General features: G+C 63.2%; 30 protein-coding genes and 1 tRNA gene. 13 read left to right on the top strand and 18 right to left on the bottom strand.

Going from position 1 to position 24,043, the window contains the following annotated elements:
- Positions 1-151 precede the first annotated feature (151 nt).
- The 5 genes from Q7U29_RS22930 (at position 152) to Q7U29_RS22910 (ending at position 4,691) form a co-directional block, all read left to right on the top strand.
- On the top strand, positions 152-343 hold the full coding sequence (locus Q7U29_RS22930; RefSeq protein ID WP_304745095.1) for a hypothetical protein: 192 nt from the start codon (positions 152-154) through the stop codon (positions 341-343).
- A gap of 28 nt (positions 344-371) precedes the next feature.
- Positions 372-647 (top strand): DUF1488 family protein, encoded by a 276-nt coding sequence (locus Q7U29_RS22925; RefSeq protein ID WP_304745093.1) that lies wholly within the window; start codon positions 372-374, stop codon positions 645-647.
- A 190-nt stretch (positions 648-837) separates the two neighbouring features.
- Entirely contained in the window at positions 838-1,974 is a 1,137-nt protein-coding gene (locus Q7U29_RS22920) for a TRAP transporter substrate-binding protein (protein WP_304745091.1), read from the top strand.
- 183 nt (positions 1,975-2,157) lie between these two features.
- The gene (locus tag Q7U29_RS22915) at positions 2,158-2,826 is read left to right on the top strand and encodes a TRAP transporter small permease subunit (protein ID WP_304745089.1); all 669 of its coding nucleotides are present in this window, start codon (positions 2,158-2,160) and stop codon (positions 2,824-2,826) included.
- Positions 2,823-4,691, top strand: coding sequence for a TRAP transporter large permease subunit (locus tag Q7U29_RS22910; protein WP_304745087.1), 1,869 nt, complete (start codon positions 2,823-2,825; stop codon positions 4,689-4,691). The genes Q7U29_RS22915 and Q7U29_RS22910 overlap by 4 nt, the downstream gene beginning before the upstream one ends.
- A gap of 67 nt (positions 4,692-4,758) precedes the next feature.
- Here Q7U29_RS22910 and Q7U29_RS22905 read toward each other — a convergent pair whose 3' ends face one another.
- Entirely contained in the window at positions 4,759-5,169 is a 411-nt protein-coding gene (locus tag Q7U29_RS22905; RefSeq protein WP_304745085.1) for a DUF5413 family protein, read from the bottom strand.
- A 357-nt stretch (positions 5,170-5,526) separates the two neighbouring features.
- Here Q7U29_RS22905 and Q7U29_RS22900 point away from each other — a divergent pair, with 357 nt between their 5' ends.
- The 5 genes from Q7U29_RS22900 to Q7U29_RS22880 all read left to right on the top strand — a co-directional run bounded on the left by Q7U29_RS22900 (position 5,527) and on the right by Q7U29_RS22880 (position 11,073).
- The gene (locus tag Q7U29_RS22900; RefSeq protein ID WP_304745083.1) at positions 5,527-5,826 is read left to right on the top strand and encodes a hypothetical protein; all 300 of its coding nucleotides are present in this window, start codon (positions 5,527-5,529) and stop codon (positions 5,824-5,826) included.
- A gap of 243 nt (positions 5,827-6,069) precedes the next feature.
- The gene (locus Q7U29_RS22895; protein WP_304745081.1) at positions 6,070-6,414 is read left to right on the top strand and encodes a hypothetical protein; all 345 of its coding nucleotides are present in this window, start codon (positions 6,070-6,072) and stop codon (positions 6,412-6,414) included.
- A 187-nt stretch (positions 6,415-6,601) separates the two neighbouring features.
- Positions 6,602-7,012 (top strand): hypothetical protein, encoded by a 411-nt coding sequence (locus tag Q7U29_RS22890; protein WP_304745135.1) that lies wholly within the window; start codon positions 6,602-6,604, stop codon positions 7,010-7,012.
- A 316-nt stretch (positions 7,013-7,328) separates the two neighbouring features.
- Positions 7,329-8,468, top strand: a complete 1,140-nt coding sequence (locus tag Q7U29_RS22885) for a DUF2336 domain-containing protein (protein ID WP_304745080.1) — start codon at positions 7,329-7,331, stop codon at positions 8,466-8,468.
- Between the two features lie 679 nt (positions 8,469-9,147).
- Positions 9,148-11,073: a TonB-dependent siderophore receptor gene (locus tag Q7U29_RS22880; RefSeq protein WP_304745078.1), complete on the top strand. Its 1,926-nt coding sequence runs from the start codon at positions 9,148-9,150 to the stop codon at positions 11,071-11,073.
- Between the two features lie 73 nt (positions 11,074-11,146).
- On the opposite strand, the gene Q7U29_RS27735 is transcribed toward Q7U29_RS22880, so the two are convergent.
- A complete protein-coding gene (locus Q7U29_RS27735; protein WP_370691812.1) occupies positions 11,147-11,416 on the bottom strand; it encodes an RpiB/LacA/LacB family sugar-phosphate isomerase in 270 nt (89 codons plus the stop codon).
- 29 nt (positions 11,417-11,445) lie between these two features.
- Here Q7U29_RS27735 and Q7U29_RS22875 point away from each other — a divergent pair, with 29 nt between their 5' ends.
- The 3 genes from Q7U29_RS22875 (at position 11,446) to Q7U29_RS22865 (ending at position 12,357) form a co-directional block, all read left to right on the top strand.
- Positions 11,446-11,730, top strand: a complete 285-nt coding sequence (locus Q7U29_RS22875; RefSeq protein WP_304745076.1) for a type II toxin-antitoxin system RelE/ParE family toxin — start codon at positions 11,446-11,448, stop codon at positions 11,728-11,730.
- 41 nt (positions 11,731-11,771) lie between these two features.
- Positions 11,772-12,068: a HigA family addiction module antitoxin gene (locus Q7U29_RS22870; RefSeq protein WP_304745075.1), complete on the top strand. Its 297-nt coding sequence runs from the start codon at positions 11,772-11,774 to the stop codon at positions 12,066-12,068.
- Between the two features lie 76 nt (positions 12,069-12,144).
- Positions 12,145-12,357: a hypothetical protein gene (locus Q7U29_RS22865; RefSeq protein WP_304745073.1), complete on the top strand. Its 213-nt coding sequence runs from the start codon at positions 12,145-12,147 to the stop codon at positions 12,355-12,357.
- Between the two features lie 55 nt (positions 12,358-12,412).
- Here the strand turns inward: Q7U29_RS22865 and Q7U29_RS22860 are convergent, their stop codons facing one another.
- The 16 genes from Q7U29_RS22860 to Q7U29_RS22785 form a co-directional block, all read right to left on the bottom strand.
- Positions 12,413-12,736 (bottom strand): DUF5615 family PIN-like protein, encoded by a 324-nt coding sequence (locus Q7U29_RS22860; protein WP_304745071.1) that lies wholly within the window; start codon positions 12,734-12,736, stop codon positions 12,413-12,415.
- Positions 12,733-12,945, bottom strand: a complete 213-nt coding sequence (locus Q7U29_RS22855; protein WP_304745069.1) for a DUF433 domain-containing protein — start codon at positions 12,943-12,945, stop codon at positions 12,733-12,735. Before Q7U29_RS22855 ends, Q7U29_RS22860 begins: the two co-directional genes overlap by 4 nt.
- Before the next feature lie 82 nt (positions 12,946-13,027).
- Positions 13,028-13,103: transfer RNA gene (locus Q7U29_RS22850), tRNA-Phe, on the bottom strand.
- Between the two features lie 247 nt (positions 13,104-13,350).
- Positions 13,351-13,545 (bottom strand): DNA gyrase inhibitor YacG, encoded by a 195-nt coding sequence (gene yacG / locus Q7U29_RS22845; protein WP_304745067.1) that lies wholly within the window; start codon positions 13,543-13,545, stop codon positions 13,351-13,353.
- Entirely contained in the window at positions 13,535-14,158 is a 624-nt protein-coding gene (locus Q7U29_RS22840; protein ID WP_304745066.1) for a Maf-like protein, read from the bottom strand. The genes yacG and Q7U29_RS22840 overlap by 11 nt, the downstream gene beginning before the upstream one ends.
- Positions 14,159-14,373: 215 nt before the next feature.
- A complete protein-coding gene (locus tag Q7U29_RS22835) occupies positions 14,374-14,838 on the bottom strand; it encodes a low molecular weight phosphatase family protein (protein WP_304745064.1) in 465 nt (154 codons plus the stop codon).
- Positions 14,839-14,844: 6 nt separating this feature from the next.
- Positions 14,845-15,339: a UPF0262 family protein gene (locus Q7U29_RS22830; RefSeq protein WP_304745062.1), complete on the bottom strand. Its 495-nt coding sequence runs from the start codon at positions 15,337-15,339 to the stop codon at positions 14,845-14,847.
- Positions 15,336-16,631, bottom strand: coding sequence for a histidinol dehydrogenase (hisD, locus tag Q7U29_RS22825; protein WP_304745060.1), 1,296 nt, complete (start codon positions 16,629-16,631; stop codon positions 15,336-15,338). Before hisD ends, Q7U29_RS22830 begins: the two co-directional genes overlap by 4 nt.
- A gap of 162 nt (positions 16,632-16,793) precedes the next feature.
- Complete coding sequence (locus Q7U29_RS22820; RefSeq protein ID WP_304745058.1) at positions 16,794-17,246, bottom strand: DUF2948 family protein; 453 nt, start codon at positions 17,244-17,246, stop codon at positions 16,794-16,796.
- A gap of 68 nt (positions 17,247-17,314) precedes the next feature.
- Positions 17,315-18,604 carry a UDP-N-acetylglucosamine 1-carboxyvinyltransferase gene (gene murA / locus Q7U29_RS22815; RefSeq protein WP_304745056.1) on the bottom strand — a complete coding sequence of 430 codons (1,290 nt, stop codon included), beginning with the start codon at positions 18,602-18,604 and terminating at the stop codon, positions 17,315-17,317.
- 228 nt (positions 18,605-18,832) lie between these two features.
- Positions 18,833-19,492, bottom strand: coding sequence for an NAD(P)H-binding protein (locus Q7U29_RS22810; protein ID WP_304745133.1), 660 nt, complete (start codon positions 19,490-19,492; stop codon positions 18,833-18,835).
- A 17-nt stretch (positions 19,493-19,509) separates the two neighbouring features.
- Positions 19,510-20,334 (bottom strand): alpha/beta fold hydrolase, encoded by an 825-nt coding sequence (locus Q7U29_RS22805; protein WP_304745054.1) that lies wholly within the window; start codon positions 20,332-20,334, stop codon positions 19,510-19,512.
- Positions 20,335-20,488: 154 nt separating this feature from the next.
- Positions 20,489-21,001: a hypothetical protein gene (locus Q7U29_RS22800; RefSeq protein WP_304745052.1), complete on the bottom strand. Its 513-nt coding sequence runs from the start codon at positions 20,999-21,001 to the stop codon at positions 20,489-20,491.
- Positions 21,002-21,135: 134 nt separating this feature from the next.
- On the bottom strand, positions 21,136-22,014 hold the full coding sequence (locus Q7U29_RS22795; protein ID WP_304745050.1) for an alpha/beta fold hydrolase: 879 nt from the start codon (positions 22,012-22,014) through the stop codon (positions 21,136-21,138).
- A gap of 81 nt (positions 22,015-22,095) precedes the next feature.
- A complete protein-coding gene (locus Q7U29_RS22790) occupies positions 22,096-22,404 on the bottom strand; it encodes a UBP-type zinc finger domain-containing protein (RefSeq protein WP_304745048.1) in 309 nt (102 codons plus the stop codon).
- A gap of 404 nt (positions 22,405-22,808) precedes the next feature.
- Positions 22,809-23,933: an IS110 family transposase gene (locus tag Q7U29_RS22785; RefSeq protein WP_304745046.1), complete on the bottom strand. Its 1,125-nt coding sequence runs from the start codon at positions 23,931-23,933 to the stop codon at positions 22,809-22,811.
- Positions 23,934-24,043 lie beyond the last annotated feature (110 nt).

The raw sequence follows: 24,043 nt of genomic DNA, 5'->3' as shown, positions 1-24,043 counted from the left end.
TGCGAACCGACGATTTGCAACAAAAGCCGGCGAAAGCGCGCGAAAGCGGTTCAGTTCGTACTGGATCGCGCGAGACGCGCGCGATCGGCAAGGAAAACCCCTCCCCCGCGCCCGGCGATCTCCGCCAGCGCTTCATGGTCAAGGAAGCCACATGCAGATTCTTTCCGCACGTCACGTCAAACCCGAAGAGTCGGCGCGTCTCGGCGTCGTTTCGGGCTGGTACTCGACCAAGGTGAGCGGAACCTTCGTCACCGGCCCCCACACCACCCGGGAAGATTGCCTTTCGAAGATCCTCGAACTCAATCCGCCGCCGGTGAAGAAGAAGTTCCCGATCCCCGGCTGACGGAACGTTCGATTCAGGAGTATTCGACATGGCGCTGACCACGGGCCAGTTTCAGGACTACGATTTCAACCGGATGGTCGTACGCTTCACCATGAAGAACGACGAGGTCAGCGTGGCCTGCGCCATCTCGACCGACGCCATGGATGCGCTGGAAGGCTCCTCCCGGACGCCTCCGGAAAAGCGCGAGCAGCAGTTCTTGCGGCTGCTCGACCGGATCGAAACGCGTGCGGCGCAAAAATTCAGCGCCGTCGAACTGGAGGGCAATCCTCCCGGCGTGATCCTGCGCGCGATCGATTTCCGCTGACCGCAGACTAAAGTTCTATTCGACCGGAATAAATCCGAAGCTAGGTTGTCAACGTCTTTGGCGGGGGCGCGTCGAAGCGTCGCAACGCCCTGAACTTTGTTGCCAAAACCCTGCGCAAGCCTTTGTGTCGCTGCCAATAAATAAGGGTGCGATCTCCAGGGGGGATCGGCTCAAAACGGGGAGAGAACGTATGACGACATCCAAGAAGGACACCACTTCCAGCCGTCGCCGCTTTCTGAAAACGGCCGCCGTGGGAGCCGCCGCGACGGTTGCGGCGCCGGGCATCGTGAGCGCGCAAGGCGCGACCACCATGCGCTTTCAGAGCACCTGGCCGGCCAAGGATATTTTCCACGAATACGCCCTCGACTACGCCAAGAAGGTCAATGACATGACCGGCGGCGACCTCAAGATCGACGTGCTTCCGGCCGGCGCCGTGGTTCCGGCCTTCGGCCTGCTCGAGGCGGTCTCCAAGGGGACGCTGGACGGCGGCCACGGCGTGCTGGTCTATCACTACGGCAAGCAGAACGCGCTGGCGCTGTGGGGCTCTGGACCCGGCTATGCGATGGACGCCAACATGCTGCTCGCCTGGCACAAATATGGCGGCGGCAAGCAATTGCTCGAGAAGCTCTATGCCTCGATCGGCGCCAACGTGGTCTCGTTCCCGTATGGGCCGATGCCGACCCAGCCGCTCGGCTGGTTCAAGAAACCTGTCACCAAAGTGGACGACATGAAGGGCGTCAAGTTCCGCACCGTCGGCATCTCGATCGACGTGTTCACCGGCATGGGTGCCGCGGTGAACGCATTGCCCGGCGGTGAAATCGTCGCCGCACTGGACCGTGGCCTGCTCGATGCCGCCGAATTCAACAACGCCTCGTCGGACCGCATTCTCGGCTTCCCGGACGTTTCCAAGGTCTGCATGCTGCAGAGCTATCACCAGAACGCCGAGCAGTTCGAGATCATGTTCAACAAGGACAAGTACAACGCGCTGCCGGCGAAGATCCGGGCGATCCTCGACAACGCCGCCGAAGCGGCCGGACAGGACATGGCCTGGAAGGCGATCGACCGCTACTCGAAAGACTACGCCGAGATGCAGACCAAGGATAACGTCAAGTTCTACAAGACCCCCGACTCGATCCTGCAGGCACAGCTCGATATCTACGATCAGGTCGTCGAGAAGAAGTCGGCGGAAAATCCGCTGTTCAAGGAAATCGTCGCCTCCCAGCTGGCGTTCGCCAAGCGCGCCACCCAGTGGGAGCAGGATACCGTGGTGAACCGCCGCATGGCGTATAATCACTACTTCGGCCCCAACGCCAAGAAGAAGACCTGAGCCGACAGAATCCGACCACAGACCCCGCCCGGGATGGCAATCCCGGGCGGGGTCTTGTATCTTCGGCCCATCATCGCCTGCGAATTCAAGACGTGAGCGCGATCGCGCGCGGCGCCGGATTTCAGGTCTGCCGATACGCTCGATCTCGTCCGGATCATCCTTCTACCGAACAGTCCAGGTTCCATGAACAGTGACCGTTTTCTGCACACCATCGACGGCATCAGCACGATTGCCGGCAAGGCGGCCGCCTGGCTGGTGATGGGGCTGATGGTTCTCGTCTGCGCCGAGGTTTTCAAGCGCTACATCCTCAACATGCCGACCGCCTGGATCTTCGACGCGTCGAACATGCTGTACGGCGCGGCGTTCATGCTCGGCGGCGCCTACACGCTGGCGCAGAACGCCCACGTCCGCGGCGACTTTCTCTATTCCTCGATGCGGCCGCGCACCCAGGCCGGCCTCGACCTCGTGCTCTACATCGTGTTTTTCCTGCCCGGGATCGCGGCGCTGGCCTATGCGGGCTGGGATTACGCCGCGCTCTCATGGCGCATCAACGAGCATTCCAATGTGACCGCGGACGGGCCGCCGGTCTATCATTTCAAGGCGATGATCCCGCTGGCCGGCATCCTGCTGTTGCTGCAGGGGTCTGCTGAAATCGCGCGCTGCGTCATTTGCCTGAAGACCGGCGTGTGGCCGAGCCGCCTCAAGGACGTCAGCGAAATCGACGTGGTCGAGGAACAGCTGGCGCTGAGCGAGCATGTCGATGACGAAACGCGCCGAAACGCCATCGAGCATGCGCAGGGGATCGAGGAGAGCGCACGCCAGCGCGGCATGGGCGGAGACCTGCTGAAATGAGCGATCCCGCACTCGGGCTCCTGATGCTCGGCCTCATCGTCGTCGTCATCATCATGGGCTTCCCCACCGCGTTCACGCTGATGGGCCTGGGCATGTTCTTCGGCTTCTTCGCCTATTACCGCGCCGGCGAATCCTGGGCCGACAATCACATCTTCGACCTGATGGTCCAGCGCACCTATGGCGCGATGACCAATGACGTCCTGATCTCCATCCCGTTGTTCGTCCTGATGGGCTACGTGATGGAGCGCGGCGCGCTCGTGGACAAGATGTTCTACGCGATCCAGCTGGCGTTCCGGCGGGTGCCGGCGGCGCTCGCGGTCGCCTCGTTGATCGTCTGCACCTTCTGGGGCATCGCCTCCGGCCTGGTCGGCGCCGTGGTGGTGCTGATGGGCGTCATCGCCTTCAACCCGATGCTGAAGGCCGGCTATGACGTGAAACTCGCCTCCGGCGTCATCACGGCCGGCGGCACGCTCGGCATCCTGATCCCGCCCTCGGTGATGATCATCGTCTATGCCGCGGTCGCCGGGCAGTCGGTGGTGAAGCTCTACGCCGCGGCGATGTTCCCGAGCTTCTTCCTGGCGTTCCTCTATCTCGTCTACATCATCGGCTGGGCGCTGATTAACCCGAAGATCGCACCCAAACTGCCGGAGAGCGAAACCCGGGTGCCGATCCGGCCCTGGGTCGCGGAATTCAGGAATCTGTATTCGCGCAAGATGCTGCCGGCGTTCCTGGCCGCGGCCGTCGCCCCCTCGAAGGCCCTGGCCATCACGGTGGATGGCGCGCGGCTCGGCTACTCGGAGATCCTCAGGAGCCTGTCGTTCGTGCTGGTGCCGCTGGTGCTGACGCTCGGCACCTTGTGGAGCATCTGGTGGTACGTCGTGATTCACCAGCAGCCGGACGCGCCGACCGCCATCGAGCGCGTCGAGGCCCCGGTGCCGCTCGGACAATCGGCGCCAGCCAGCGCGCCGGTCGAGGAAAAGCTCGAGGAGCTCGGCAGTTCCGCGCAACAGTCCGGCCCCGCCAGGAAGGCCGCGCCGGAAGTGCTGCAGCGGATGGGCAATCTGCAGAGCGAAACCGTGGCCGCGCCGTCGGAGTCCGGTCCGCCGGAAGGCTTCTATCTGTACTTCGCGTTCACGGCGGCCGTGCTGCTGCTGTTGCTGTTCTATTATTACTGGATCATGGAGGCCGAGCAGTTCGAGGTGCTGCGGCTGTTGATCACCTCGGTGATGCCATTGGGCATCCTGACCGTGGTGGTGCTCGCCGTGATCCTGTTCGGAATCACGACCGCCACGGAATCGGCGGCGGTCGGCGCCGCCGGCGCCTTTCTGCTCGCCTTCCACGCCCGGACGCTGAACTGGAAGAAGACCAAGGAGGCGGTGTTCCTCACGCTCAAGACCACGTCGATGGTGTGCTGGCTGTTCGTCGGCTCGGCGCTGTTTTCGGCGGTGTTCGCCATTCTCGGCGGCCAGGCGCTGCTGGAGAGCTGGGTGCTGTCGCTCAATCTGACGACGGTCCAGTTCATGATCCTGTCGCAGGCGATCATCTTCGTGCTGGGCTGGCCGCTGGAATGGACCGAGATCATCGTGATCTTCGTGCCGATCTTCCTGCCGATGCTGAAGCACTTCAGCGTCGATCCGATCCTGTGGGGCGTGCTGGTGTTCGTCAACCTGCAGGCCGCGTTCCTGTCGCCGCCGGTGGCGATGTCGGCGTTCTACCTGAAAGGCGTGGCGCCGAAGCACGTCACGCTGAACCAGATTTTCGCCGGCATGATGCCCTACATGTTCATCGTGATCATCTGCATGGTCATCATGTATATGTGGCCGGGCATGACGCTGTGGCTGCCGCGGTATCTGTACGGCGGTTGAGGCGGGCCGGTTCCGGATCGCGGGGCCGGTTCCGGCGCCGAACGGCTGCCGGTTGCGGGGATTTTCTTCAGGCGCTGGCGGTTTGCAGGTGCGGCTGTTGCTGTTGCTCGGTCGCCAGCCACGAGCATAGCGCGGCGGGCACGGCACCGACCAGCCCGAACAGCCAGAAGGCGGGTCCCTGTGTGAATTCCATCGGACCTGCGATCACCAGCGGCCCGTAGCTGATGGCGTAGGCGAACGTCGCTGTGAGCCCGGCCCGATAGGATACGTTGGCTTCCTCCATCACGAAGTCATACGTCGCGGCCAGCAGCGCCGGGATCACTCCGATCAGATAGACCGTCGGCAACAAGGCCACCTGACGAAGGTTGAAGGTGGACGGGCTTCCCCCGGCCCAGTTTGCGAGCTGCAGCAGGACCCAGAACGCGGTGGCGAAGCTCAGCGGCGGTGCGACAAGGGTGAAGACCAGAATGCGTTTCATGACCGTGGGCTCCCGTTGCTGTCGTCTGCGTTTCGGTTCGCAAACGTCATGCAGCGTTGGTACCGCCGTCACGCCCTCCGTTATGTGACGCGCCTCACACAGCAACGGCGCGAGGGCGATATCCGTCCAATCAGATCGAACCGGGAAGGGTTGGGAAGCGACGCGATCAGACGCATCCAGCGTCGTCCCGGGCTGCAAATCGCTGCGACGCTGAGGCGTGGCGCTGCTGAAGCCGTTGTGTGATCCCTCGCATACACCGTGAACTTCGTCCTGCTTTCCCGAGGCCTGCGATGAACTTGCGCTGCACTGCGCTGCGACCAACCAGCCTTGACCTCGCAGCAACGGAAAGCAGAAAACATGTACCGCATTCGTCTCTCACGCGCCTCGCTCGCAGCTCTTGCGATCGCGGCGCTGGCATCCGGCAGCACGCTCCTCGCTTCCGACACGGCACAGGCCGGCCGCATCGATCCCGGCTTCAACCGGGGTCCTCCCCGCATCGATCCGGGCTTCGGCAACGGACCCACGCGCATCGACCCGGGCTTCAATAGAAATTATACCGGCCCGAAATATACCGTGGGCTCCAACTGTTATTGGTACCAAAGGCCAGGCCCGCGTTATCGGCCGGGAACCGAAATCACAATGAAGGCTTGCAACTGATCCGTTCTATCGCGCATCCTGATCGGCAGAACCGGCTCCGCATTGCGGCGCCGGTTCTTGCCGTTGGCGCATCGACGCGGCGATATCCGCCACCGTTGAGAATTCGGCACGGCACTGAAGCCGCTGTGTGATCCATCGCATGCAGCGCGATCGCCGTCCCGCTTTGCCAACGCGCGCGACGAACCGGCCTGCTCTGCGTTGCGACCAATCAACCCGACATCGCAACAGCAGAAAGCAGAACTCATGTACCGCATTCGTCTCTCACGCGCCTTGCTCGCAGCCCTCGCGGTTGCGGCGCTGGCGTCCGGCAGCACGCTCGTCACGTCAGGCGTTGCCGAAGCCGCCGCCAGGATCGACCCCGGCTTCGGCCGAGGCCCTCCCCGCATCGATCCGGGCTTCGGTAACGGGCCCACCCGTGTCGATCCGGGCTTCAACAGGAACAGCGGCCCGCAATACACCGTCAAGAAACTCAGCATTACCGGCCTGTATCGCGGCTGCCACTGGATCGACCGGCCGGGCGTGCCCCAGCCGAAGCATCCCGGGCCGGGGATGGGGCAGAACAGCGGCAAGGTGAAAGTCTGCTACTGAGCGCGCTGGTCTTCCCGCACGCTCCCCTGAAAACGCCGGCTCCGGATTCGCGGAGCCGGTCCTTGCCTGGCGCTGCGCGTCTGCCGAACGCGGACCCCGGTACGCCCCGGGTGTCGAAATTAACCAATTCTTAGAGCTAATCATGCCGATCATGATCCTTCGCAAACACCCAGGAGATCTCCTGACAATGCTCAAGGACGGCACGTATGCGGCGTGGTTCAAGACCCCGCTCGGCCAGGGCACCGGCATCGTCCATGTCGCACACGGGAAACTCTGGGGTCGCGACGGCGTCATGACCTACGACGGCACTTGCGAAGTGGATGAAAATCGATTTACCGCGACCGTCACGACAAAAAGGCATACCGAAGGACTGCCAACGGTCTTCGGCGACGATCAGGAACTCGAGGTGAAGCTCGAGGGAACGTGCGCCGGCAGAGTGGCCACGTATGTAGCAACGACGGAACAGTTTCCGGGCGTGATCCTCGAGGGAATACTCCTCTTCAGCGAGCAGCAACAGCCGCGCGCGGCACAGGCGAGCGAGCCGATCCCGAAATTCTCCCCTGCCAAACTCCCGAAACTGCCGAAGCGCTCCCGCTAGTCAGGCTCCGCCGCGGCGAAATTCACCCGGCGAGTCCTGGTCCAGCCAGCGCTTGCCTGCGATAAAGCGGCGCATGGCGTCCTGCGCTTCGCGCTAACGTCCCAACTCGTCGGCAGCCTGCATCTCATGCCGATATCCGTCGGGCAAGCGCATGGCGTGACGCGCGCCGCCGAGCTACGGGCAAAGCAGTTTCGAAACCGCAACAATTTGAATCATCTGTGAGGCAATTGGGGTCAGTTATTTTCACGTGCAGCCGTTAACAGACGCTCTGTCACCCTTCTGTCTACCCACCTCACCGCGGAAATGTCCGAGACCCATGACCATGACAGTGTTATCTTCCCTGATCAGCGAAATTCAGACCACTGCGGTATCCGGGCCCACGAAGCGGCAGCTGAGGGCGCTCACGCGCATCACCGACCTGTTCGTCGCCGGGTCCGGCCGTCATTCGAAAAAGCAGATCGAGCTGTTCGACGAGGTTTTCAAAACCCTCGTTGCCGCGATCGAGCTGGAAACCCGGATCAAGCTCGCACGCCGTCTTGCAACCGCCCCGGACGCGCCGGCGACGCTGGTTCGGGCGCTTGCCTTCGACGACGCCATCGCCGTGGCGGCTCCGGTTCTCAGCCAGTCGGAAGCGCTCAGCGACTCCGACCTGATTGCCAACGCCAGTACCCAGGGCCAGGATCATCTTCAGGCCATCGCGCATCGTCGAACGATCAGCGAAGCGATCACCGAAATCCTCATCGCGCGCGGCGAGCCCGAAATCGTCCGCACGGTCGCCGACAACGCCGGCGCCCGCTTTTCGGATGGCAGCTTTCGCGAGCTGGTCGCTCGCGCCGTCGACGATGCGCAGCTCGCGCTGCGGGTCGGAATGCGCAACGACATTCCCCGGCATCACTTCCTGAAGCTTCTCGAGACGGCCTCGGCTTCGGTCTGCGCCAGGATACGCGCAAATCCGAGATTTGCCGATGCGGTGAAGGATGCGGTAACCGAGGTGATCGACGACATCAATCTGGAGCTTCGCAACAAGTCGCGGGATCACGCCAAGGCAAAGTGGCGGGTGAAGCAACTGCAGAACTGGCACGACCTCGGCGAGGGCAGCGTTCACAAGGCCGCGCGCGCGCAAAACTTCGAACAGGCGGCCATGGCCCTGTCGGTTCTCGCCCGCTGCCCGATCGAGACCGCCGAACGGGCGATCCTCAATGACAACCCCGGCGTGGTGCAAGTCATCGCCAAGGCCGCCGGCTGCTCCTGGGCCACGGTCAAGGCGCTGTTGCAGATGCGGGCGGCGGACCGCAGGATGTCCGAAAAGGATATTGCCGAGGCGCGCGAGGACTTCGAGCGGCTGGAGACCCGGACGGCAAAACGCGTACTCGAATTCCATCGCAAGCGCCGCAACCTGCATGGTGTGGCGAGCCCGCTTGTGGTGCCGGGGGCAGCGGCGGCGGTGATGGGATAGATTTCAAGACATCATTAGAAACTCTCCAAACACGATGTGATCGAGGTCGAGTCGTCGATGATCGAAGCATTCTAATTCGTATCGGTCGCATTTGCGTTGCGGTCACCATAGCGCCTATCTAAAGAGCGTTGCAGATCGCTGGCGATCGAAGTTTGCCGACAAGACACAGGCAAACAATCCGGAGTGCGAGTCAGCAGGAGCGCTGATTCACCGGGCCAAAAAGTATGAGCCGGATTCGGAAGCGGAGCGCGGATCTTCGATCCATGATCGTTGCAGGCCGAGCGTAGAACTATTGCACGTTGGGCAGCGTGCTGTTGATGGGGGACTTTCTGGAATGCGACGCGCTGGTGGGGTTGGGATGGTAGGCCGCTTTGGTACGGCACTGCTGGGTGGAGTGGCGTTTCTGGCGTGGTTCGGATCGCCCGCTCAATCGCAAACGCCGCAAAGCGGCGCCTCCCTTCCACCCGTTACCGTCGATGCTCCGACCCAACAGTCGGCTCGCCGTGCGCCGACCAAGCGAAATGCCGCCCGGGTCCGATCAACTTCACGACGCATCACGGCGCCTGGCGCACAAACCGAAACCGTCGCGGTGCAATCGCAGCCGGGTGTCGTGCCCGCCTTTGCAGGCGGCCAGGTCGCTCGGGGCGGACGGCTGGGAATGCTCGGAAACACTCCCACGATGAGGTCACCGTTCAATGTGGCGAGCTACACGGACAAGTTCATCCGGGATCAGCAGGCGGCGACGGGTGCGGATGCCTTGATCCTGGATCCTTCGGTGCGCAGCTCCCACCCAACGGGCGGTCTGCTCGATTCCTTTAACATTCGCGGCTTCCCGATCAACGAAGGCAACAACGGCGAGTTTGCGTTCGAGGGTCTTTACGGGATCGCACCGAGCTACCGCATCTTCACGGAATACGTCGAGCGCCTCGAAGTGCTCAAGGGTCCCTCAGCCGCGCTATCGGGCATCGCGCCCAATGGCGGCGTCGGCGGCGTCATCAATGTTGTGCCGAAACGTGCGGGAGAGGACTTGACCCGCTTCACCGCGGGTTACGGTTCGAACGCGCGGTTCGGCGGTCACTTGGACGTCGCGAGGCGCTACGGCGACCGCAAGGAATGGGGCGTGCGCGCCAACGGCAGCCTGCGCGGCGGCGAAACGCCCATTGACCGGCAATCCGAAACGACGGGTGTCGGATCGCTGGCTCTCGACTACCAGGGCGAGCGGTTCAGGTCCTGGCTCTACCTCATCGCCCAGACCGATCGGTTCGATGCTCCGATGCGTCCCTTCCTCGTGGCGCCCGGCCTGCAAGTGCCCAAGGCGCCGGATGGCCGGTTGAACGTGACACAACCCTGGGAATGGTCGCGCATCAGCGATCAGTCTGTGTTGTGGCGCAACGAATACGATGTCAGCGATCAGGTTACATTGTTCGCCGACGTCGGTGGATCGAAGACCGATGTCGAACGCTTCTTCGGACTCCCGACGATCACCAATGCCCTCGGCAACACCACCTCGACGCCGGGATTCTTCGGGCTCGGCATCGATCGGCACACCTATGATGGCGGCGTCCGCGCCCGGTTCGATACTGGGTTCGTTCGTCATGCCGTCACCTTCCAGGGTTCAGTCTATCACGACGAACTTTTCCGGCGGACCACCAACGGCACCGCGGTGACGTCGAACATCTACAGTCCGACGATCGCGCCAACTCAGTTTGCAAACGAGATTCCCGGACGCCCCCGACTCTCGGAAAGTAATCTCACGGCGCTCTCGATTGCCGACACCTTGTCCGTACTCGACGAGCGCGTCCTGTTGACGTTGGGCGTCCGGCGCCAGGGCGTCGAGGTGAACAACTATCTCTCCAATGTCGGAACGCTGACGAACTCCTCCGACAAGAGCGCGACTACTCCCGTGGTCGGTCTTGTCGTCCGGCCGTGGGACAACGTCTCTCTCTATGCCAACTACATCGAGGGATTGAGCAAGGGCGACGTGGCGCCGAACAACGCTTCCAACTTCGGCGAAGTGCTCCCGCCCTACATCGCCAGGCAGTACGAGGCCGGCATCAAGGTGGACTTTGGCAAGTTCGCCACCACCTTCAGCGCCTTCGAAATATCGAAGCCGAGTGGCGAACTGTTGGCCGGGCGGTTCGGGGCGACCGCCGAAACCCAGGTACGCGGCCTCGAGTTCAACGTCTTCGGCGAACTCATGCCCGATGTTCGTGTCCTCGGAGGCGTTTCGCTGCTGGATGGCACCCTGACGAAGACCGCCATTGCGGCGAACGTGGGCAATACGCCAATTGGCGTTCCGAACGTCCAGGCCAATATTGGAGTCGAGTGGGACCTCCCGTGGGTGCGAGGGCTCACTTTGAACGGGGCAGTCATCTACACCGGCAGGCAATTCGTCGATGCAGCGAACAAGCAGCCGATTCCGGATTGGACGCGGCTCGATCTCGGCGCCCGCTACACGACGGCGATCAACGGCAAGAAGACGATCTTCCGCGCGAACGTTCAGAACGTAACCGGTGAGAGCTACTGGTCCAGCGTGGCTTCATTCGGAACGTTCTTCCTGGGAGCACCGCGCACCTATCTCCTGTCGATGAGCATCGACATGTAGTCGCTGCTCCAGCAGTTTGATGAGGAAATTGCGGTGACAGTGCACTTAATGAGGCGGAATGTTTAGTGCGCTGTCACCGTAATTCCGTGCTGGTATTCCTTGGATTGGCAACGTCTCCGAGAAGCAAGCCGGCATGAGAGGTAGCGACGTGGACGAGCGTTCGCGCATGGCAAAAATCTTCCGCCGATACATCCCGGCGAAATGAACCCTTGAGGTCGATGCCTCTTGCAACCGCGTCGCCGATCGTCCGTCCGCCCATCGCCAGGACATTCGCGTCATTATGCTGGCGGCACAGCCGCGCGGCTCGCCGATGGCTTCTCATCGAGATACGAAAGCCTTGCAATACGTATCTCAACGAGATACGTATTGCTCATGATCAGGAGCTTCAAGGGGAGGTTTGCCGAACCGATCCTTCAGGGCCGCATGGTCCCGAAAGGTTTCCCGGCAAATCTCGCCAAGGTGGCTCGCCGGAAACTGATTATGGTGGACGCTGCCACCTTTCTCGAGGCCTTGAAGTCGCCTCCCGGAAACCGCCTTGAAGCTCTCAAGGGCGATTTGGCGGGTAAGCACTCGATCCGCATCAACGATCAATGGCGCGTCGTTTTCAGATGGAGCGATACAGGTCCCGAAGACGTGGAGATAATTGACTATCACTAGCCAAAACCGGCCGATTATGGCCACCGATGAGGCGTTTGCACATGGCAAAGAAACTTCCGCCGGTTCATCCCGGTGAAATCCTGCGGGAAGAATTTCTCGTTCCGCTCAAGCTGACACCCTACGCGGTCGCCGCCGCGCTGAACGTGCCGCGCACCCGGATCGAACGCATCGCGCGCGAGGAAAAGCCCGTTACCGCCGACACCGCGCTGCGGCTCGGCAAATTCTTCAAGACCGGCGCCGCGTTCTGGATGAACATCCAGGCGCGCTTCGATCTCGAAACCGCCGAAGACGTGCTCGCGCCGCAGATCAGGAAGATCACCTCGTACAAGGCGGCGTGAGAGCGGTGTTTCAGGAGTTCTGGAGTCAGTGGGCCCAATCAGGGGGAATGTTTAGTGCACTGTCACCGCAACTGGCATGACCTCGGCGAAGGAAGCGTTCACAAGGCCGAGCGCGCAAGACTTCGAACAGGCGGCAATGGCCCTGTCGGTGCTCGCCCGCTGCCCGATCGAGACCGCCGAACGGGCGATCCTCAATGAAAACCCCGGCGTGGTGCAAGTCATCGCCAAGGCCGGTTTTCAAACGCGCGATTTGCGCCCTTCTCGGTCTCATCCGCCTCGACCTCTTTAGCGGAATTACGATGACGGTGCACTCACTTGGTCACGTCTGATACCTGTGCTTTTCCCTAATCTGCGCCAATGAATTCGGCCGTGCCAGGTTGCGCGCGTCCGATGGCCGCCAGCAGTTTCGGTAGCAGCGGCTGCAAATCGGCAAGCCGATTGGACGTCGCGGCAAGCACGATCACCGCGAGCGGGTACGAGCCCAGGTTCTGTTGAAAAGACGGGTTCCGATCCACCGTAACAAAAATATCGAATTCGGCTGCGGCGAGCGCCAGCAATTCTCCGTTCTTGATGGTCGTCCAGCCCATCTGGCGGGCGGTCTTGACGCTATGTCCGGGGATATCGCGGGCGAGCCGCCAATCGACGCATTCGTCGATCAGAATCCTCACGAGGCTGCGTCAACCACTCGCGCCCTGGCCTCCTCCAGGAACGCGATAACCTGCTCCCGCGTCACCGACGGAAACCCTTCGAGGAAATCGTCAATCGACTCGCCGGCTTCGAGATAGTCGAGCAAGGTCTGCACCGGAACTCTCGTCCCGTGAAATACGGCGGAGCCGCCCATGATGTCAGGGCTGCGTGAGATGATCGGCTGTTTCATGACTTAAGATTACACCTCGGCTCGGGCGACGCGCAACGAAACGCAGCGTCGTCGAAGGAGGAGACAACCAGTCGTTCCAAAATGGTGCCCGGGGGCGGGATCGAACCACCGACACTGCGATTTTCAGTCGCATGCTCTACCAACTGAGCTACCCGGGCACTGCCCGGCAATGGCCCGGGAGCGCCGGTTTATAGTCAGGCCGGGGGGCTGTGTCCACCCGCCTTCGCCTTCGGCTACGGCGTGGCGGGCCCGGCTTCGCCTGTGCCGTCAAATGGCTGGAAAACAACGTAAATTGACGATTTCACCGGCATCGCTGACGGGGTGAATGCCGGGCGGCTGGCGTCCGTCATCCCCATGTCGGCAAACGACATCCTATCTGTGCATGGGGTTGTTTTCGATATTTTGCTAATCGGCCTCTTCGTCGGCCTCCGGCCGGCCTGGAACCACGTAGGAGCCCGACAGCCAGCGGTTCAGGTCGACGTCGCGGCAGCGCTCGGAGCAGAACGGTTTGGAGGCCTCATGGGCCGGCTTGCCGCAGATCGGGCACTTCTTTGCTGCCCCCGGGCCGGGAGCGCCCGGTTTGGGCGGCTCAGCTGGCATTGATCCAGCCGAAGCGGATCGGAAAACCCTCGCCGCCGAGCAGGGTGACCGTCTCGTAGAGCGGCAGGCCGACGATATTGGTGTAGGAGCCGACCATCTTGACCACGAACGAGCCGGCGATGCCCTGCACGGCGTAGCCGCCGGCCTTGCCGCGCCATTCGCCGGAGCCGATATAGGCTTGGATATCGTCCTCGCTGAGGCGCTTGAAGCGCACCCTGGTCTCGATCAGGCGCTGGCGGAAGGCCTGCTTCGGCGTCACCAGGCAGATCGCGGTGTAGACCCGGTGGTTGCGCCCGGACAGCAGCCGCAGGCATTGCGAGGCCTCGTCGACCAAATTGGCCTTGGGCAGGATGCGGCGGCCGACCGCGACCACGGTATCGGCGGCGAGGATGAAGGCGCCGCGCAATTCGTCGTCGAGCTGCACCGATTTGAGCGCGGCGTCGGCCTTGGCGCGGGCCAGCCGGTTGGCGCAGGCGCGCGGCAGCTCACCCCGCTTCGGGGTCTCGTCGACATCGGCCGGACGCAGCGCATCGGGCTCGATGCCGGCCTGGTTGAGCAGGCTGAGCCGACGCGGCGAACCGGAGGCGAGAACGAATTTGGGGCGGCCTAGCATGCGGGGATTCGTCGGCGGGAGGGCGGGGCGAAATTTGCGCGGAACCTATCGGAAGGGGCTGGGGGAGACAACCACGCTCGGTGTGCCCCCTCTCCCGCTCTTGCGGGGGAGGGCTGGGGTGGGGGCTGTCTCGGCTTCGGAACTCGCGGAGAGAGCCCCCACCCGCCTCGCTGGCGCTCGGCACCCTCCCCCGCAAGTGCGGGAGAGGGAAGAACTCACCCGCTCGCCGCACCGACCTTGGAAAACCGCTTGCGGATCCGCAGCAGCAGGGTGTCGCAGACCTCGCGGTAGGCCTGCAGCTTCTGCTCGCGATTGCCTTCGGCGCCGGTGGGATCGTGGGTCGGCCAATATTCGACGTCGGCCGCCACTGTGCGGGTCAGTTCCAGCGCCTTGTGGTGCGCTTCGGGCGACAGCGTGATGATGAGGTCGAAATTCAGCCCTTCCCAGTCGTCGAGTTCCTCGAAGGTGGTCGGCTTGTGTTCCGATATGTCCTGGCCCAGTTCCGCCATCACCGCGACCGCGAACGGATCGAGCTCGCCCTTGCGGACGCCGGCGGATTTGACGTAGAGCGCGTGGGGAAACATCTGCTGCAGCAGACTTGCGGCCATCGGCGAGCGCACGCTGTTGAGACCGCACGCGAACAGCACGGCCTGCGGGGTGCGCGCGCGCGGCGTCTCCATGGGAGACTAACCCTTCCAGTGCAGAACGGTGATCAGCGTAAACAGCCGGCGGGCGGTTTCGAAATCGAGCCGCACCTTGCCCTTCAGCCGTTCCTGCAGGGTGCGCGAGCCCTCGTCGTGAATGCCGCGGCGGCCCATGTCGATGGCCTCGATCTTGTCCGGGGTGGCGGTACGGATCGCCTGGTAATAGCTGTCGCAGATCATGAAATAGTCCTTCACGATCCGCCGGAACGGCGTCAGCGACAACAGATGCGCCACCACGGGCGTGCCGTCCTCGCGGCGGATGTCGAACATCAGCCGGTTGCCGGTGATGCCGATATGCAGGGTGAACGGCCCGTTGTCGGCGCCCTCGGGCGCGAACAGGTTTTTCTCCACCAGATCGTAGATCGCGATCGCCCGCTCGTGCTCGATATCCGGGCCGGAACGCCCGATCGATTCCTCGTCGAGCGTTACCGCCACGATGCGATTGTCGGAATCCTCGTCTGGCGGGGGCTGGGTCATGACAGGTTGAGGCGCAGTCCCACTGAGCGCGCATGGGCATCGAGGCCTTCGGCCTTGCCCAGCGTCATTGCCGCCGGTCCCAGCTCCCGCAACTGGTCCGGCCCGCATTTCAGGATCGACGTTCGCTTCATGAAGTCAAGTACGCCGAGGCCGGAGGAGAACCGCGCCGATCGCGCGGTCGGCAGCACGTGGTTGGAACCGCCGACATAGTCGCCGATCGCCTCGGGGGTGTGGGGGCCCAGAAATATCGCGCCGGCATTGCGGATTTGCGCCGACAGCGCCTCCGGATCCCGCGTCATGATCTCCAGATGCTCGGCGGCGATGGCGTTGGCCAGCGGCACGGCCTCGGCCAGGTTCTTGACCAAGATGATAGCGCCGAACGCGTCCCACGAGGCCCGCGCGATCCCGGCGCGCGGCAGCGTCGCCAGCTGCGATTGCACCGCGCGCTCGACGTCGTCAGCCAAAGCGGCGCTGTCGGTGATCAGGATCGACTGCGCGTTGACGTCGTGCTCGGCCTGCGCCAGCAGGTCGGCCGCGATCCAGCCGGCATTGCCGGTGTCGTCCGCGATCACCAGCACCTCGGAGGGACCGGCGATCATGTCGATGCCGACCTTGCCGAACACCTGCCGCTTGGCGGCGGCGACATAGGCGTTGCCGGGGCCGACGATCTTGGCCACCGGCGCGATGGTCGCGGTACCCCAGGCCAGCGCCGCCACCGCCTGCGCGCCGCCGACGCGGTAGATTTCGCAGACGCCGCCGAGATGGGCCGCCGCCAGCACCAGCGGATTGAGCTTGCCGTCCGGCGACGGCACCACCATCACCACGCGCGGCACGCCGGCGACTTTCGCCGGCACCGCGTTCATCAGCACCGAGGACGGATAGGCGGCGGTGCCGCCCGGCACATAGAGCCCGACCGCGTCGATCGCGCTCCAGCGCCAGCCGAGTTCGACGCCGAGCGCGTCGGTGAAGCGCTCGTCCTTCGGCAGCTGCCGCTGGTGAAACACCTCGATGCGGTCGCGGGCGAAGGCCAGCGCGTCGAGCGTTTTGGCGTCGCAGGCCTTCACCGCAGCGTCGATTTCGCCTGGGGTCACCTGCAGGCCGCCGGCATCGAGCTCGAGCCGGTCGAACTTGCGCGTCGCCTCGATCAACGCGGCGTCGCCGCGCGCGGCCACATCGTCGACGATGGCGCGGGTGGCGGCCTCGATATCGGCCGATACCTCGCGCTTGGCGCCGAGAAAACCCTGGAATTGGCGGGCAAAATCGGCGCTGCTATGGTCGAGACGAACGGGCATGGCGGCTTTCTGGCGTTACACTGCTCAATGGCGCGGTGGTAAACCGCCGTCAACCCTTAGCCCGGATCTTCGTCATTCCGGGATGGTGCGCCAGCACCAGACCCGGAATCTCGAGATTCCGGGTTCGCTCGCTTCGCTCTCGCCCCGGAATGACGATTTGCGTCAAGCCCCCAGCCCCGATTCCGCCCCCTCGCCGGGATCGCCGGCTCCGAGATCGTCGTCGCCGAGGTCGGTCAGCTGGCATTCGAGGCATTCGACGTCGAGCCGCAGCGCCCCGCCATGGGCGAACAGCAGGAGCGCACTGCCGCCGGGGGCTTCCCCGGGATGAAACTCGATTCCCACGAGCTCGAGGGCTTTTGGCGGCGTCTCCAGATCGATATTGCGCGACTTGCACGACAGCACCCGGTCGAATCGCAGCGCCGCGATCAGGCGGCGCGGCGCGGATTCCCCCGCCAGCGTCTGTTCCCAGTCCAGCCGGAGCATGCCGACCACCAGCCGCTTTTCGCCCTGCCGCCAGACGATATCCGACGTCCGCACCCGGGCATCCTGCACATGCGCCGAGATCACCGCGAGATCGTCGGCGTCGAGCGCGACCAGTTTGAGCTCGGCGTTCACCGCTGGCGCCTTTTCGTTTGCGCGTATTCCTTTCGCAAAACCGGTCCCCACTCTTGCGGAATACGCGTCTATCCGCTGATACGTTCGATGGTGGCGCCGCAGGCCGACAATTTGTCCTCGAGCCGCTCGAAGCCGCGGTCGAGATGGTAGACCCGGTTGACCATGGTCTCGCCCTCGGCGGCGAGGCCGGCGATCACCAGCGACACCGAGGCGCGCAGGTCGGTGGCCATCACAGGCGCGCCGCGCAATCCGGCGATGCCGTCGATGGTGGCGGTTTCGCCGTCGAGGCTGATCCGCGCGCCGAACCGCGCCAGCTCCTGCACATGCATGAAGCGGTTTTCGAAAATCGTCTCGGTGATATGCGAGGCGCCTCCGGCGCAGGCCATCAGCGCCATCAGCTGGGCCTGCAGGTCGGTGGGAAAGCCCGGAAACGGCGCGGTCGATACCGTCACCGGATTGAGGCCGGCGCCGTTTCTGATAACGCGGATGCCTTTGTCGTCGACCGTTATCTCTGCGCCTGCCTGGGTCAGCACGTCGAGCGCCGATTGCAGCAGTTCCGGTCGCGCGCCGGCCAGCAGCACATCGCCGCCGGTCATCGTCACCGCCATCGCATAGGTGCCGGTCTCGATCCGGTCCGGCAGCACGGTGTGCCGCGCGCCGTGCAGTTTGGCCACGCCCTCGATCACGATGCGGGGCGTGCCGGCGCCGGAGACCCGCGCGCCCATCTTGTTGAGGCAGTCGGCGACGTCCTGGATTTCAGGCTCGCAGGCCGCATTGGTGATCACGGTGGTGCCCTGGGCCAGGGTCGCCGCCATCAGCGCGACATGGGTGCCGCTCACGGTGACCTTGGGAAAGTCGATCGCGGCGCCCTTCAGGCCGCCGGGGGCCTTGGCGATCACATAGCCGCCGTCGATGGTGATGCTGGCGCCGAGTTTCTCCAGCGCCATGATCAACAGATCGACCGGCCTTGTGCCGATGGCGCAGCCGCCGGGCAACGACACCCTGGCCTCGTGCATCCGCGCCAGCAGCGGCGCGATCACCCAGAAGCTGGCGCGCATCTTCGACACCAGTTCGTAGGGCGCTGTCGTGTCGATGATGTTGGCCGCCGAAATGTGCAGGGTCTGGCCCTGATATTCGTGATCGCCGGGCCGCTTGCCGGCCGACATGATATCGACGCCGTGATTGCCGAGAATGCGCTGCAAATTCACGACGTCGGCCAGCCGCGGCACGTTGTCGAGGATCAGCGTCTCCTCGCTGAGCAGCCCCGCGATCATCAATGGCAGTGCGGCATTCTTCGCGCCCGAAATCGGAATCGTGCCATTGAGCTTGCTGCCGCCGACGATGCGAATGCGATCCATGCCAAATCCTGCTTGCTATGCACAAAGTATAGGGCGAAGGGCCCCCGGATGGCAAAAGCTTTGAAATTTGCGGCTATTTGATGGGGTGGCAGGCGTCCCGGGTCATGCGCGTCTGCTAAAATACGTCGTCCCGGCCCCCGAGCCGGGACCCATAAGCGGCTTAACGTGAGGTCACGGCGTATGGGTCCCGGATCAGCGTTCGCTGCGCTCACTTGTCCGGGACGACGGTTAAATCGCGTTGATATCCTCGCTCTCCAGGACCGGCCTCGGAAATCCGTCGCGCGCGACCTTGATCATGGCGCGGCCGAGTTTTTCGGACGTCGTCATGGTGCCCGGCATGGCTCGGACGAGGTATGATAACAGCGGCGCGGACACCGCGTAGACCGCGTTGATCCAGCCGGTCTTCGACCGCACGCCGTGCAGCGGCTGGATGCCGTTGGGACGGAACATGTAGGCGGCCCTGAACGGCAGCTTGAGCAGATCGTTCTCGGTCTTGCCCTTGACCCGCGCCCACCTCAGGCTGCCTTGCTCGGTGGAGTCGGTGCCGCGGCCGGTGACATAGATGAACACCATGCCCGGATTGAGCTTTGCCAGCGTCCTCGCCGCGGCCATGGTGACGTCGTAGGTCAGATGCCGGTAGCGTTCGGCATCCATGCCGAGCGAGGACACGCCGAGACAGAAGAAACAGGCGTCATAGCCTGACAGTTCGGATTCGATCGCCGAGAAATCCGTGAAATCGCCGTGAACGATTTCGCGGAGTTTTGCGTGTTGCTGGCCGGTCGGGCTGCGCCCGACCGCGAGCACGCTTGTCACGCCGGCATCGATCAGGCATTCCCGCAGCACGCCCTGCCCAACCATGCCGGTGGCGCCGAACAGGATGGCTTTCATGCCCGGGCGAACTCCGTTCATCCTTTGATGAATTCCAGCAGGTCGGCGTTGATGGTGGCCGCTTCCGTGGTGGGCATGCCGTGCGGAAAGCCCTTGTAGGTCTTCAGCGTGCCGTTCTTCAGCAGCTTGGCCGACAATGGCGCGGAGTCGGCATAGGGAACGATCTGATCGTCGTCGCCATGCATCACCAGTACGGGCACGGTGATCTTCTTCAGGTCTTCGGTGAAGTCGGTCTGCGAGAAGGCGACGATGCCGTCGTAATGCGCCTTGGCGCCGCCCATCATACCCTGGCGCCACCAGTTCTGGATGATGGCTTCCGAGGGTTTGGCGCCCGGCCGGTTGTAGCCATAGAACGGCCCCGCCGGCAGATCGCGATAGAAATTCGAACGATTGGCGAGCAGCGCCGCCTGCAGTCCGTCGAACACCTCCCTGGGCAGGCCGCCGGGATTGGCCGGCGTCTTCATCATCAGCGGCGGCACCGCGCTGATGATGGCCGCCTTCGCCACCCGGCTCTCGCCGTGCCGCGCGATGTAGTGCACCACTTCGCCGCCGCCGGTGGAGTGGCCGATATGAACGGCGCTCTTGAGATCGAGATGCGCGGTCAGGGCCGCGAGGTCGTCGGCATAATGATCCATGTCATGGCCATCGCCGGTCTGGCTGGAGCGGCCGTGGCCGCGACGGTCATGGGCGACGACGCGAAAACCGTTGTTCAGGAAGAACAGCATCTGCGTGTCCCAGTCGTCGGATGACAGCGGCCAGCCGTGGCTGAATACGATGGGCTGACCGGTGCCCCAGTCCTTGTAGAAGATTTCGGTGCCGTCTTTGGTGGTGATGGTGGGCATGGGGACTCCTGTCAGAACTGTTTTGGCAACTCAATCATACCTAGGCTCTCTCCGCGTCATTGCGAGGAGCACTTGCGACGAAGCAATCCATATCTCCGCGCAAAGAAAGCAAGAGTGGATTGCTTCGCTTCGCTCGCAATGACGGTGATGGCAATCAGCCATACACCGGCACCGGCCGATACCGCCTGAGCGCGCCGATGATGACGACGACGAAGAACACCAGCACGATGCCCTGGGCGACGGCGAACGGCGGCTCGGCCGGCGGCACGCTCGGCGCCAGCGCATGCAGCGCCGGGACCTTCAGGAAGCTCTGGACCACCAGCACGAACACATTGAGATAAAGCGAGATCAGCGCGGTCAGCACATAGATCCAGCGCCACGCGCCGGAAAGTCTTTGGCCATACAGCGCGAAACAGGCGACCGCCAGCAGCCCGAGCGAGAGAAAGCCGAACAGGTGGGAGGGGAGAAACTTTGCGGACACCAATGGCGGAATCACGAAACCCGTGGCGCTGGTCAAAATCGTGGTCGCCAGGAAGATCGCGGTCAGCCCCGGCATCCGGTTGGAGCCGAGCATCCCGAACATGACGATAATGCCGGCCACGATGCCGATCAGGCTGATGACGACGTGCACAGTGACAAACGTGGACAAACTCATTCCCAGGATCATGATGCTCTTCCCCTTGATATGACCAACCTCATGCTACGGCTCCCGGCTGGAACTTGCCATTCACGCATCCGTGCACCCGTCATGCAATTCGTGCGCCGGATGGCGCTGCGTCGCGCGCGACTCTTGTCGAAGCTCTAGCGATTCAGAAATTCCACCAGCTTCGGGATCACCTCGGCGGGCGCTTCCTCCATCAGCCAGTGTCCCTTGCCCTTGACGAGGATGCCCTCGACGTTACTTGCCACCATCTTGCCCTGCTCGATCAGGAACGGGCCGCCGGCCTTTTCGCCGGACAAAACCAGCAGCGGCATCGTCAGTTTCGTCCTGGCGAACCCGGCGAAATCCTCGGCGTCTTTCGGAAATGCCCGGAAAACTTCCATGCCCGCCTTCATGTTGCCGGGCCTGGCATATTCGCCGGCATAGAACTTGCGATCCGCCTCGGAGACGGATTTGGCGGGATCGGCGGCGAAGTCGTTCCAGAAGTGATCGAGATAGGTTCGCTCCCTTCCGGTGACCAGCGCCAGCGGCGTCTTGCCGTAGAAGTGGAAATGCCAGAGATCGCGCAGCAGGAATACGTTATTCCATTCGCCGACTCCGGGCAGGAACGCTTCCATCAGCACCAGACGGTCGACCTCGGCGGGGTATTGCGCCGCATAGGCATAGGCGACCATCAGCCCGATATCGTGGCCGACCAGGCGAATGCGATCGTATTTGAGATTTTTGACCAGCGCATGAATATCCCGCGCCATCGCCGCCTTGGTGTAACCATCCGCGGGCGCCGCGGACTGACCGAAACCGCGCAAGTCGGGCGCGATCACGGTGTGCCTGTCGGCGAGCCTGGCGATCAGCGGCCGCCACATATGGCTGGTCTCGGCAAAGCCGTGCAACAGCACGACGGGATCGCCCCTGCCGGCGACGAGATAATGCAGATTGACGCCGTTGACCTCGGCGAATTTGCTCTGCGGGCCTTGCGCCAGGGCCGGACCGGGAGCGAGCAATGCGACCGAGAGAGCCATCGATATGGCGAGGACTACGGCACGACCAATTTTCAGCGCGCATTGCATGCGAGATTTCCTCATTCTTCGTTAAAACAGATATCAGTAATAGCGCGGTATCGGCCCGTTATGTGGAGTCTTTCGGCCAGACAGGTCGAACATCACTTCGTCGACGTAGCACCAGCCCCAGCCCTCCGGCGGATCATAGCCCTCGATGACAGGATGCCCGGTGGCATGAAAATGCGCGGTCGCGTGCTTGTTGGGCGAATCGTCACAGCAGCCGACATGGCCGCAGCTGCGGCAGATCCGCAAATGCAGCCATCGGCTGCCGCTCTCCAGGCATTCCTCGCAGCCGAGCGCGCTGGGCGTGACGTTCTGGATGCCGGCGATATGGCTGCAGCCTTTTGACATTTTTATCTGCCCTCCGTTGTCCCTGGGTAGCCACACATTCTGGCCTCATCCTCTTATGTCCCATGTCAAGAGTAGAGGCATGACGAAGGGTTTCTCCGTGAATTGCGGAGAAGAATGAGTGGGGATGTGATCGTGCAAAGGTGGAAGCAGAACCCAGAGACGTCGGTCAACAAGCTCTTATTCGCGGGTTCACGCATGTCCGTAGGTTCGTCTGGGGCTGTCCCGCTCTGAGGTCGGACGTCGATCTTGCGATCGGTCACACAGGATGATCGGGAATTCCCCTTGCCGCGGCTCCGCTCCCGCCTTTGCACGAGATTTGTCAGTTCGCCGGACCACTGCCCCGGCGAGGCTCCCTGGTTAGTTAGCGCTCCGCCTTGACGGCATGGCTCCCCTTGCCAAGCCTCTTAAGCCGAGGCTGCCGCGACGCGTGCGGCCCGAGCGACGGCCCAGATGAAGCCGGCGAGCTCGCGGGCGATCGCGACGATGGCGATGGTCTTGAGCTTGCCTTTTCTGATCAGGGTACGATAGCGCCGGTACAGCCGGCACTGCGCCTTCCAGGCAATCTCGCGGACTTCTGGTGGTGCCGCATCGACCTTCGGCTGCTTGGCTTGCCCGACCCGCGGGGGATGCTGATAGCTCCACGAGCACTCCACCAGCATGCGCCGGGCCCGCCGGTTACCGGCTTTGGTGATCGCTCCGCGCTTGATGCTGTCGCCGGTGGAATTCTCCGAAGGCACGAGCCCGAGATAGGCCATCAACTCGGTCGGCGTTCGGAACCGCGAGAGGTCACCGATCTCGGCCAGCAGCGTCGTAGCCGAGACCAGATCGATGCCGCGCATGGCCATCAATGCGGTGACCACCGGCGCCAGTGACCATTCCGGAACCATCGCGGCAATGGCCTGCTCCAGGCGAGTGAGGCGCTCCTGCGCCTGACGCATCGCCAGCATCATCTCCTCCAGCACAAGGCGCTGTTGTGGATGCTCGAGCTTCTGGCTCGCGATCCAGTTCATATGCGCCTTGCTCCAGGTCTTCCTGCCCTCTGGATAAGGCCTTCCCTGCCGCAATAGAAAGGCCGAGACATGCTGGCGCTTGGTGCGCAAATCAAGCATCGCCGTCTCGCGCGCCCGCGTCAGATCCCGCATCGCCTCGTGACCTCCGTCCGGCACCCAGACCGCGGTCAGTTCGTCGGCGCGCAGCAGCTTCGCCAGCATCAGCGCGTCACGCCGGTTGGTCTTCACCTTGTCGCCTGGCCGCTTTGGAATCAGCGAGGGCGCCACCACCACGCATTCGAAGCCGAGGCCCGTGATCTGCCGGTGCAGTCCGTAGCCGGTCGGGCCTGCCTCGTAGCAGAACGTCAGCTGCCTGTACTTGGCGGAAAGCTTCCGAACCAACTTCGCCGTGGCGGCCGGCGTGTTCTCGATCTCCCCAAAGAACCGAACTTCACCACCCCGGCCAGCCTCCGCAATTGCAACCGCATTACGCAACTTCGACGTATCGAAACCCACGAAAGCATCGCTATAATCACCCATGACTCGCCCTCCTTGCGTGAGGCTCTGCCCGGCCTATCCGGGTAACCCTCGCACTCGCATCGAGGGTGAGTCGCCTCCGGTCCGCAAAGGGACATACGGTCTGAGGAGGC

This window comes from Bradyrhizobium sp. (assembly GCF_030654605.1).
Taxonomy (GTDB): domain Bacteria; phylum Pseudomonadota; class Alphaproteobacteria; order Rhizobiales; family Xanthobacteraceae; genus Bradyrhizobium.
Note: the sequence above shows the minus strand (reverse complement) of the source record. Positions and strands in the feature narration are given on the sequence as shown.

What these genes read in the sequence shown, in the direction of transcription:
- Q7U29_RS22830 (WP_304745062.1), bottom strand. Translation starts at nt 15,339, where the DNA reads ATGACCCAGCCCCCGCCAGACGAGGATTCCGACAATCGCATCGTGGCG.
- Q7U29_RS22785 (WP_304745046.1), bottom strand. Translation starts at nt 23,933, where the DNA reads ATGGGTGATTATAGCGATGCTTTCGTGGGTTTCGATACGTCGAAGTTG.
- murA (WP_304745056.1), bottom strand. Translation starts at nt 18,604, where the DNA reads ATGGATCGCATTCGCATCGTCGGCGGCAGCAAGCTCAATGGCACGATT.
- Q7U29_RS22890 (WP_304745135.1), top strand. Translation starts at nt 6,602, where the DNA reads ATGCTCAAGGACGGCACGTATGCGGCGTGGTTCAAGACCCCGCTCGGC.
- Q7U29_RS22835 (WP_304745064.1), bottom strand. Translation starts at nt 14,838, where the DNA reads ATGGAGACGCCGCGCGCGCGCACCCCGCAGGCCGTGCTGTTCGCGTGC.
- Q7U29_RS22920 (WP_304745091.1), top strand. Translation starts at nt 838, where the DNA reads ATGACGACATCCAAGAAGGACACCACTTCCAGCCGTCGCCGCTTTCTG.
- Q7U29_RS22880 (WP_304745078.1), top strand. Translation starts at nt 9,148, where the DNA reads ATGAGGTCACCGTTCAATGTGGCGAGCTACACGGACAAGTTCATCCGG.
- Q7U29_RS22910 (WP_304745087.1), top strand. Translation starts at nt 2,823, where the DNA reads ATGAGCGATCCCGCACTCGGGCTCCTGATGCTCGGCCTCATCGTCGTC.
- Q7U29_RS22895 (WP_304745081.1), top strand. Translation starts at nt 6,070, where the DNA reads ATGTACCGCATTCGTCTCTCACGCGCCTTGCTCGCAGCCCTCGCGGTT.
- Q7U29_RS22925 (WP_304745093.1), top strand. Translation starts at nt 372, where the DNA reads ATGGCGCTGACCACGGGCCAGTTTCAGGACTACGATTTCAACCGGATG.
- Q7U29_RS22855 (WP_304745069.1), bottom strand. Translation starts at nt 12,945, where the DNA reads ATGAAACAGCCGATCATCTCACGCAGCCCTGACATCATGGGCGGCTCC.
- Q7U29_RS22870 (WP_304745075.1), top strand. Translation starts at nt 11,772, where the DNA reads ATGGCAAAGAAACTTCCGCCGGTTCATCCCGGTGAAATCCTGCGGGAA.
- Q7U29_RS22905 (WP_304745085.1), bottom strand. Translation starts at nt 5,169, where the DNA reads ATGAAACGCATTCTGGTCTTCACCCTTGTCGCACCGCCGCTGAGCTTC.
- Q7U29_RS22865 (WP_304745073.1), top strand. Translation starts at nt 12,145, where the DNA reads ATGACCTCGGCGAAGGAAGCGTTCACAAGGCCGAGCGCGCAAGACTTC.
- hisD (WP_304745060.1), bottom strand. Translation starts at nt 16,631, where the DNA reads ATGCCCGTTCGTCTCGACCATAGCAGCGCCGATTTTGCCCGCCAATTC.
- Q7U29_RS22840 (WP_304745066.1), bottom strand. Translation starts at nt 14,158, where the DNA reads ATGCTAGGCCGCCCCAAATTCGTTCTCGCCTCCGGTTCGCCGCGTCGG.
- yacG (WP_304745067.1), bottom strand. Translation starts at nt 13,545, where the DNA reads ATGCCAGCTGAGCCGCCCAAACCGGGCGCTCCCGGCCCGGGGGCAGCA.
- Q7U29_RS22885 (WP_304745080.1), top strand. Translation starts at nt 7,329, where the DNA reads ATGACCATGACAGTGTTATCTTCCCTGATCAGCGAAATTCAGACCACT.
- Q7U29_RS22805 (WP_304745054.1), bottom strand. Translation starts at nt 20,334, where the DNA reads ATGCCCACCATCACCACCAAAGACGGCACCGAAATCTTCTACAAGGAC.
- Q7U29_RS22810 (WP_304745133.1), bottom strand. Translation starts at nt 19,492, where the DNA reads ATGAAAGCCATCCTGTTCGGCGCCACCGGCATGGTTGGGCAGGGCGTG.
- Q7U29_RS22915 (WP_304745089.1), top strand. Translation starts at nt 2,158, where the DNA reads ATGAACAGTGACCGTTTTCTGCACACCATCGACGGCATCAGCACGATT.
- Q7U29_RS22800 (WP_304745052.1), bottom strand. Translation starts at nt 21,001, where the DNA reads ATGATCCTGGGAATGAGTTTGTCCACGTTTGTCACTGTGCACGTCGTC.
- Q7U29_RS22930 (WP_304745095.1), top strand. Translation starts at nt 152, where the DNA reads ATGCAGATTCTTTCCGCACGTCACGTCAAACCCGAAGAGTCGGCGCGT.
- Q7U29_RS22875 (WP_304745076.1), top strand. Translation starts at nt 11,446, where the DNA reads ATGATCAGGAGCTTCAAGGGGAGGTTTGCCGAACCGATCCTTCAGGGC.
- Q7U29_RS22790 (WP_304745048.1), bottom strand. Translation starts at nt 22,404, where the DNA reads ATGTCAAAAGGCTGCAGCCATATCGCCGGCATCCAGAACGTCACGCCC.
- Q7U29_RS22795 (WP_304745050.1), bottom strand. Translation starts at nt 22,014, where the DNA reads ATGGCTCTCTCGGTCGCATTGCTCGCTCCCGGTCCGGCCCTGGCGCAA.
- Q7U29_RS22900 (WP_304745083.1), top strand. Translation starts at nt 5,527, where the DNA reads ATGTACCGCATTCGTCTCTCACGCGCCTCGCTCGCAGCTCTTGCGATC.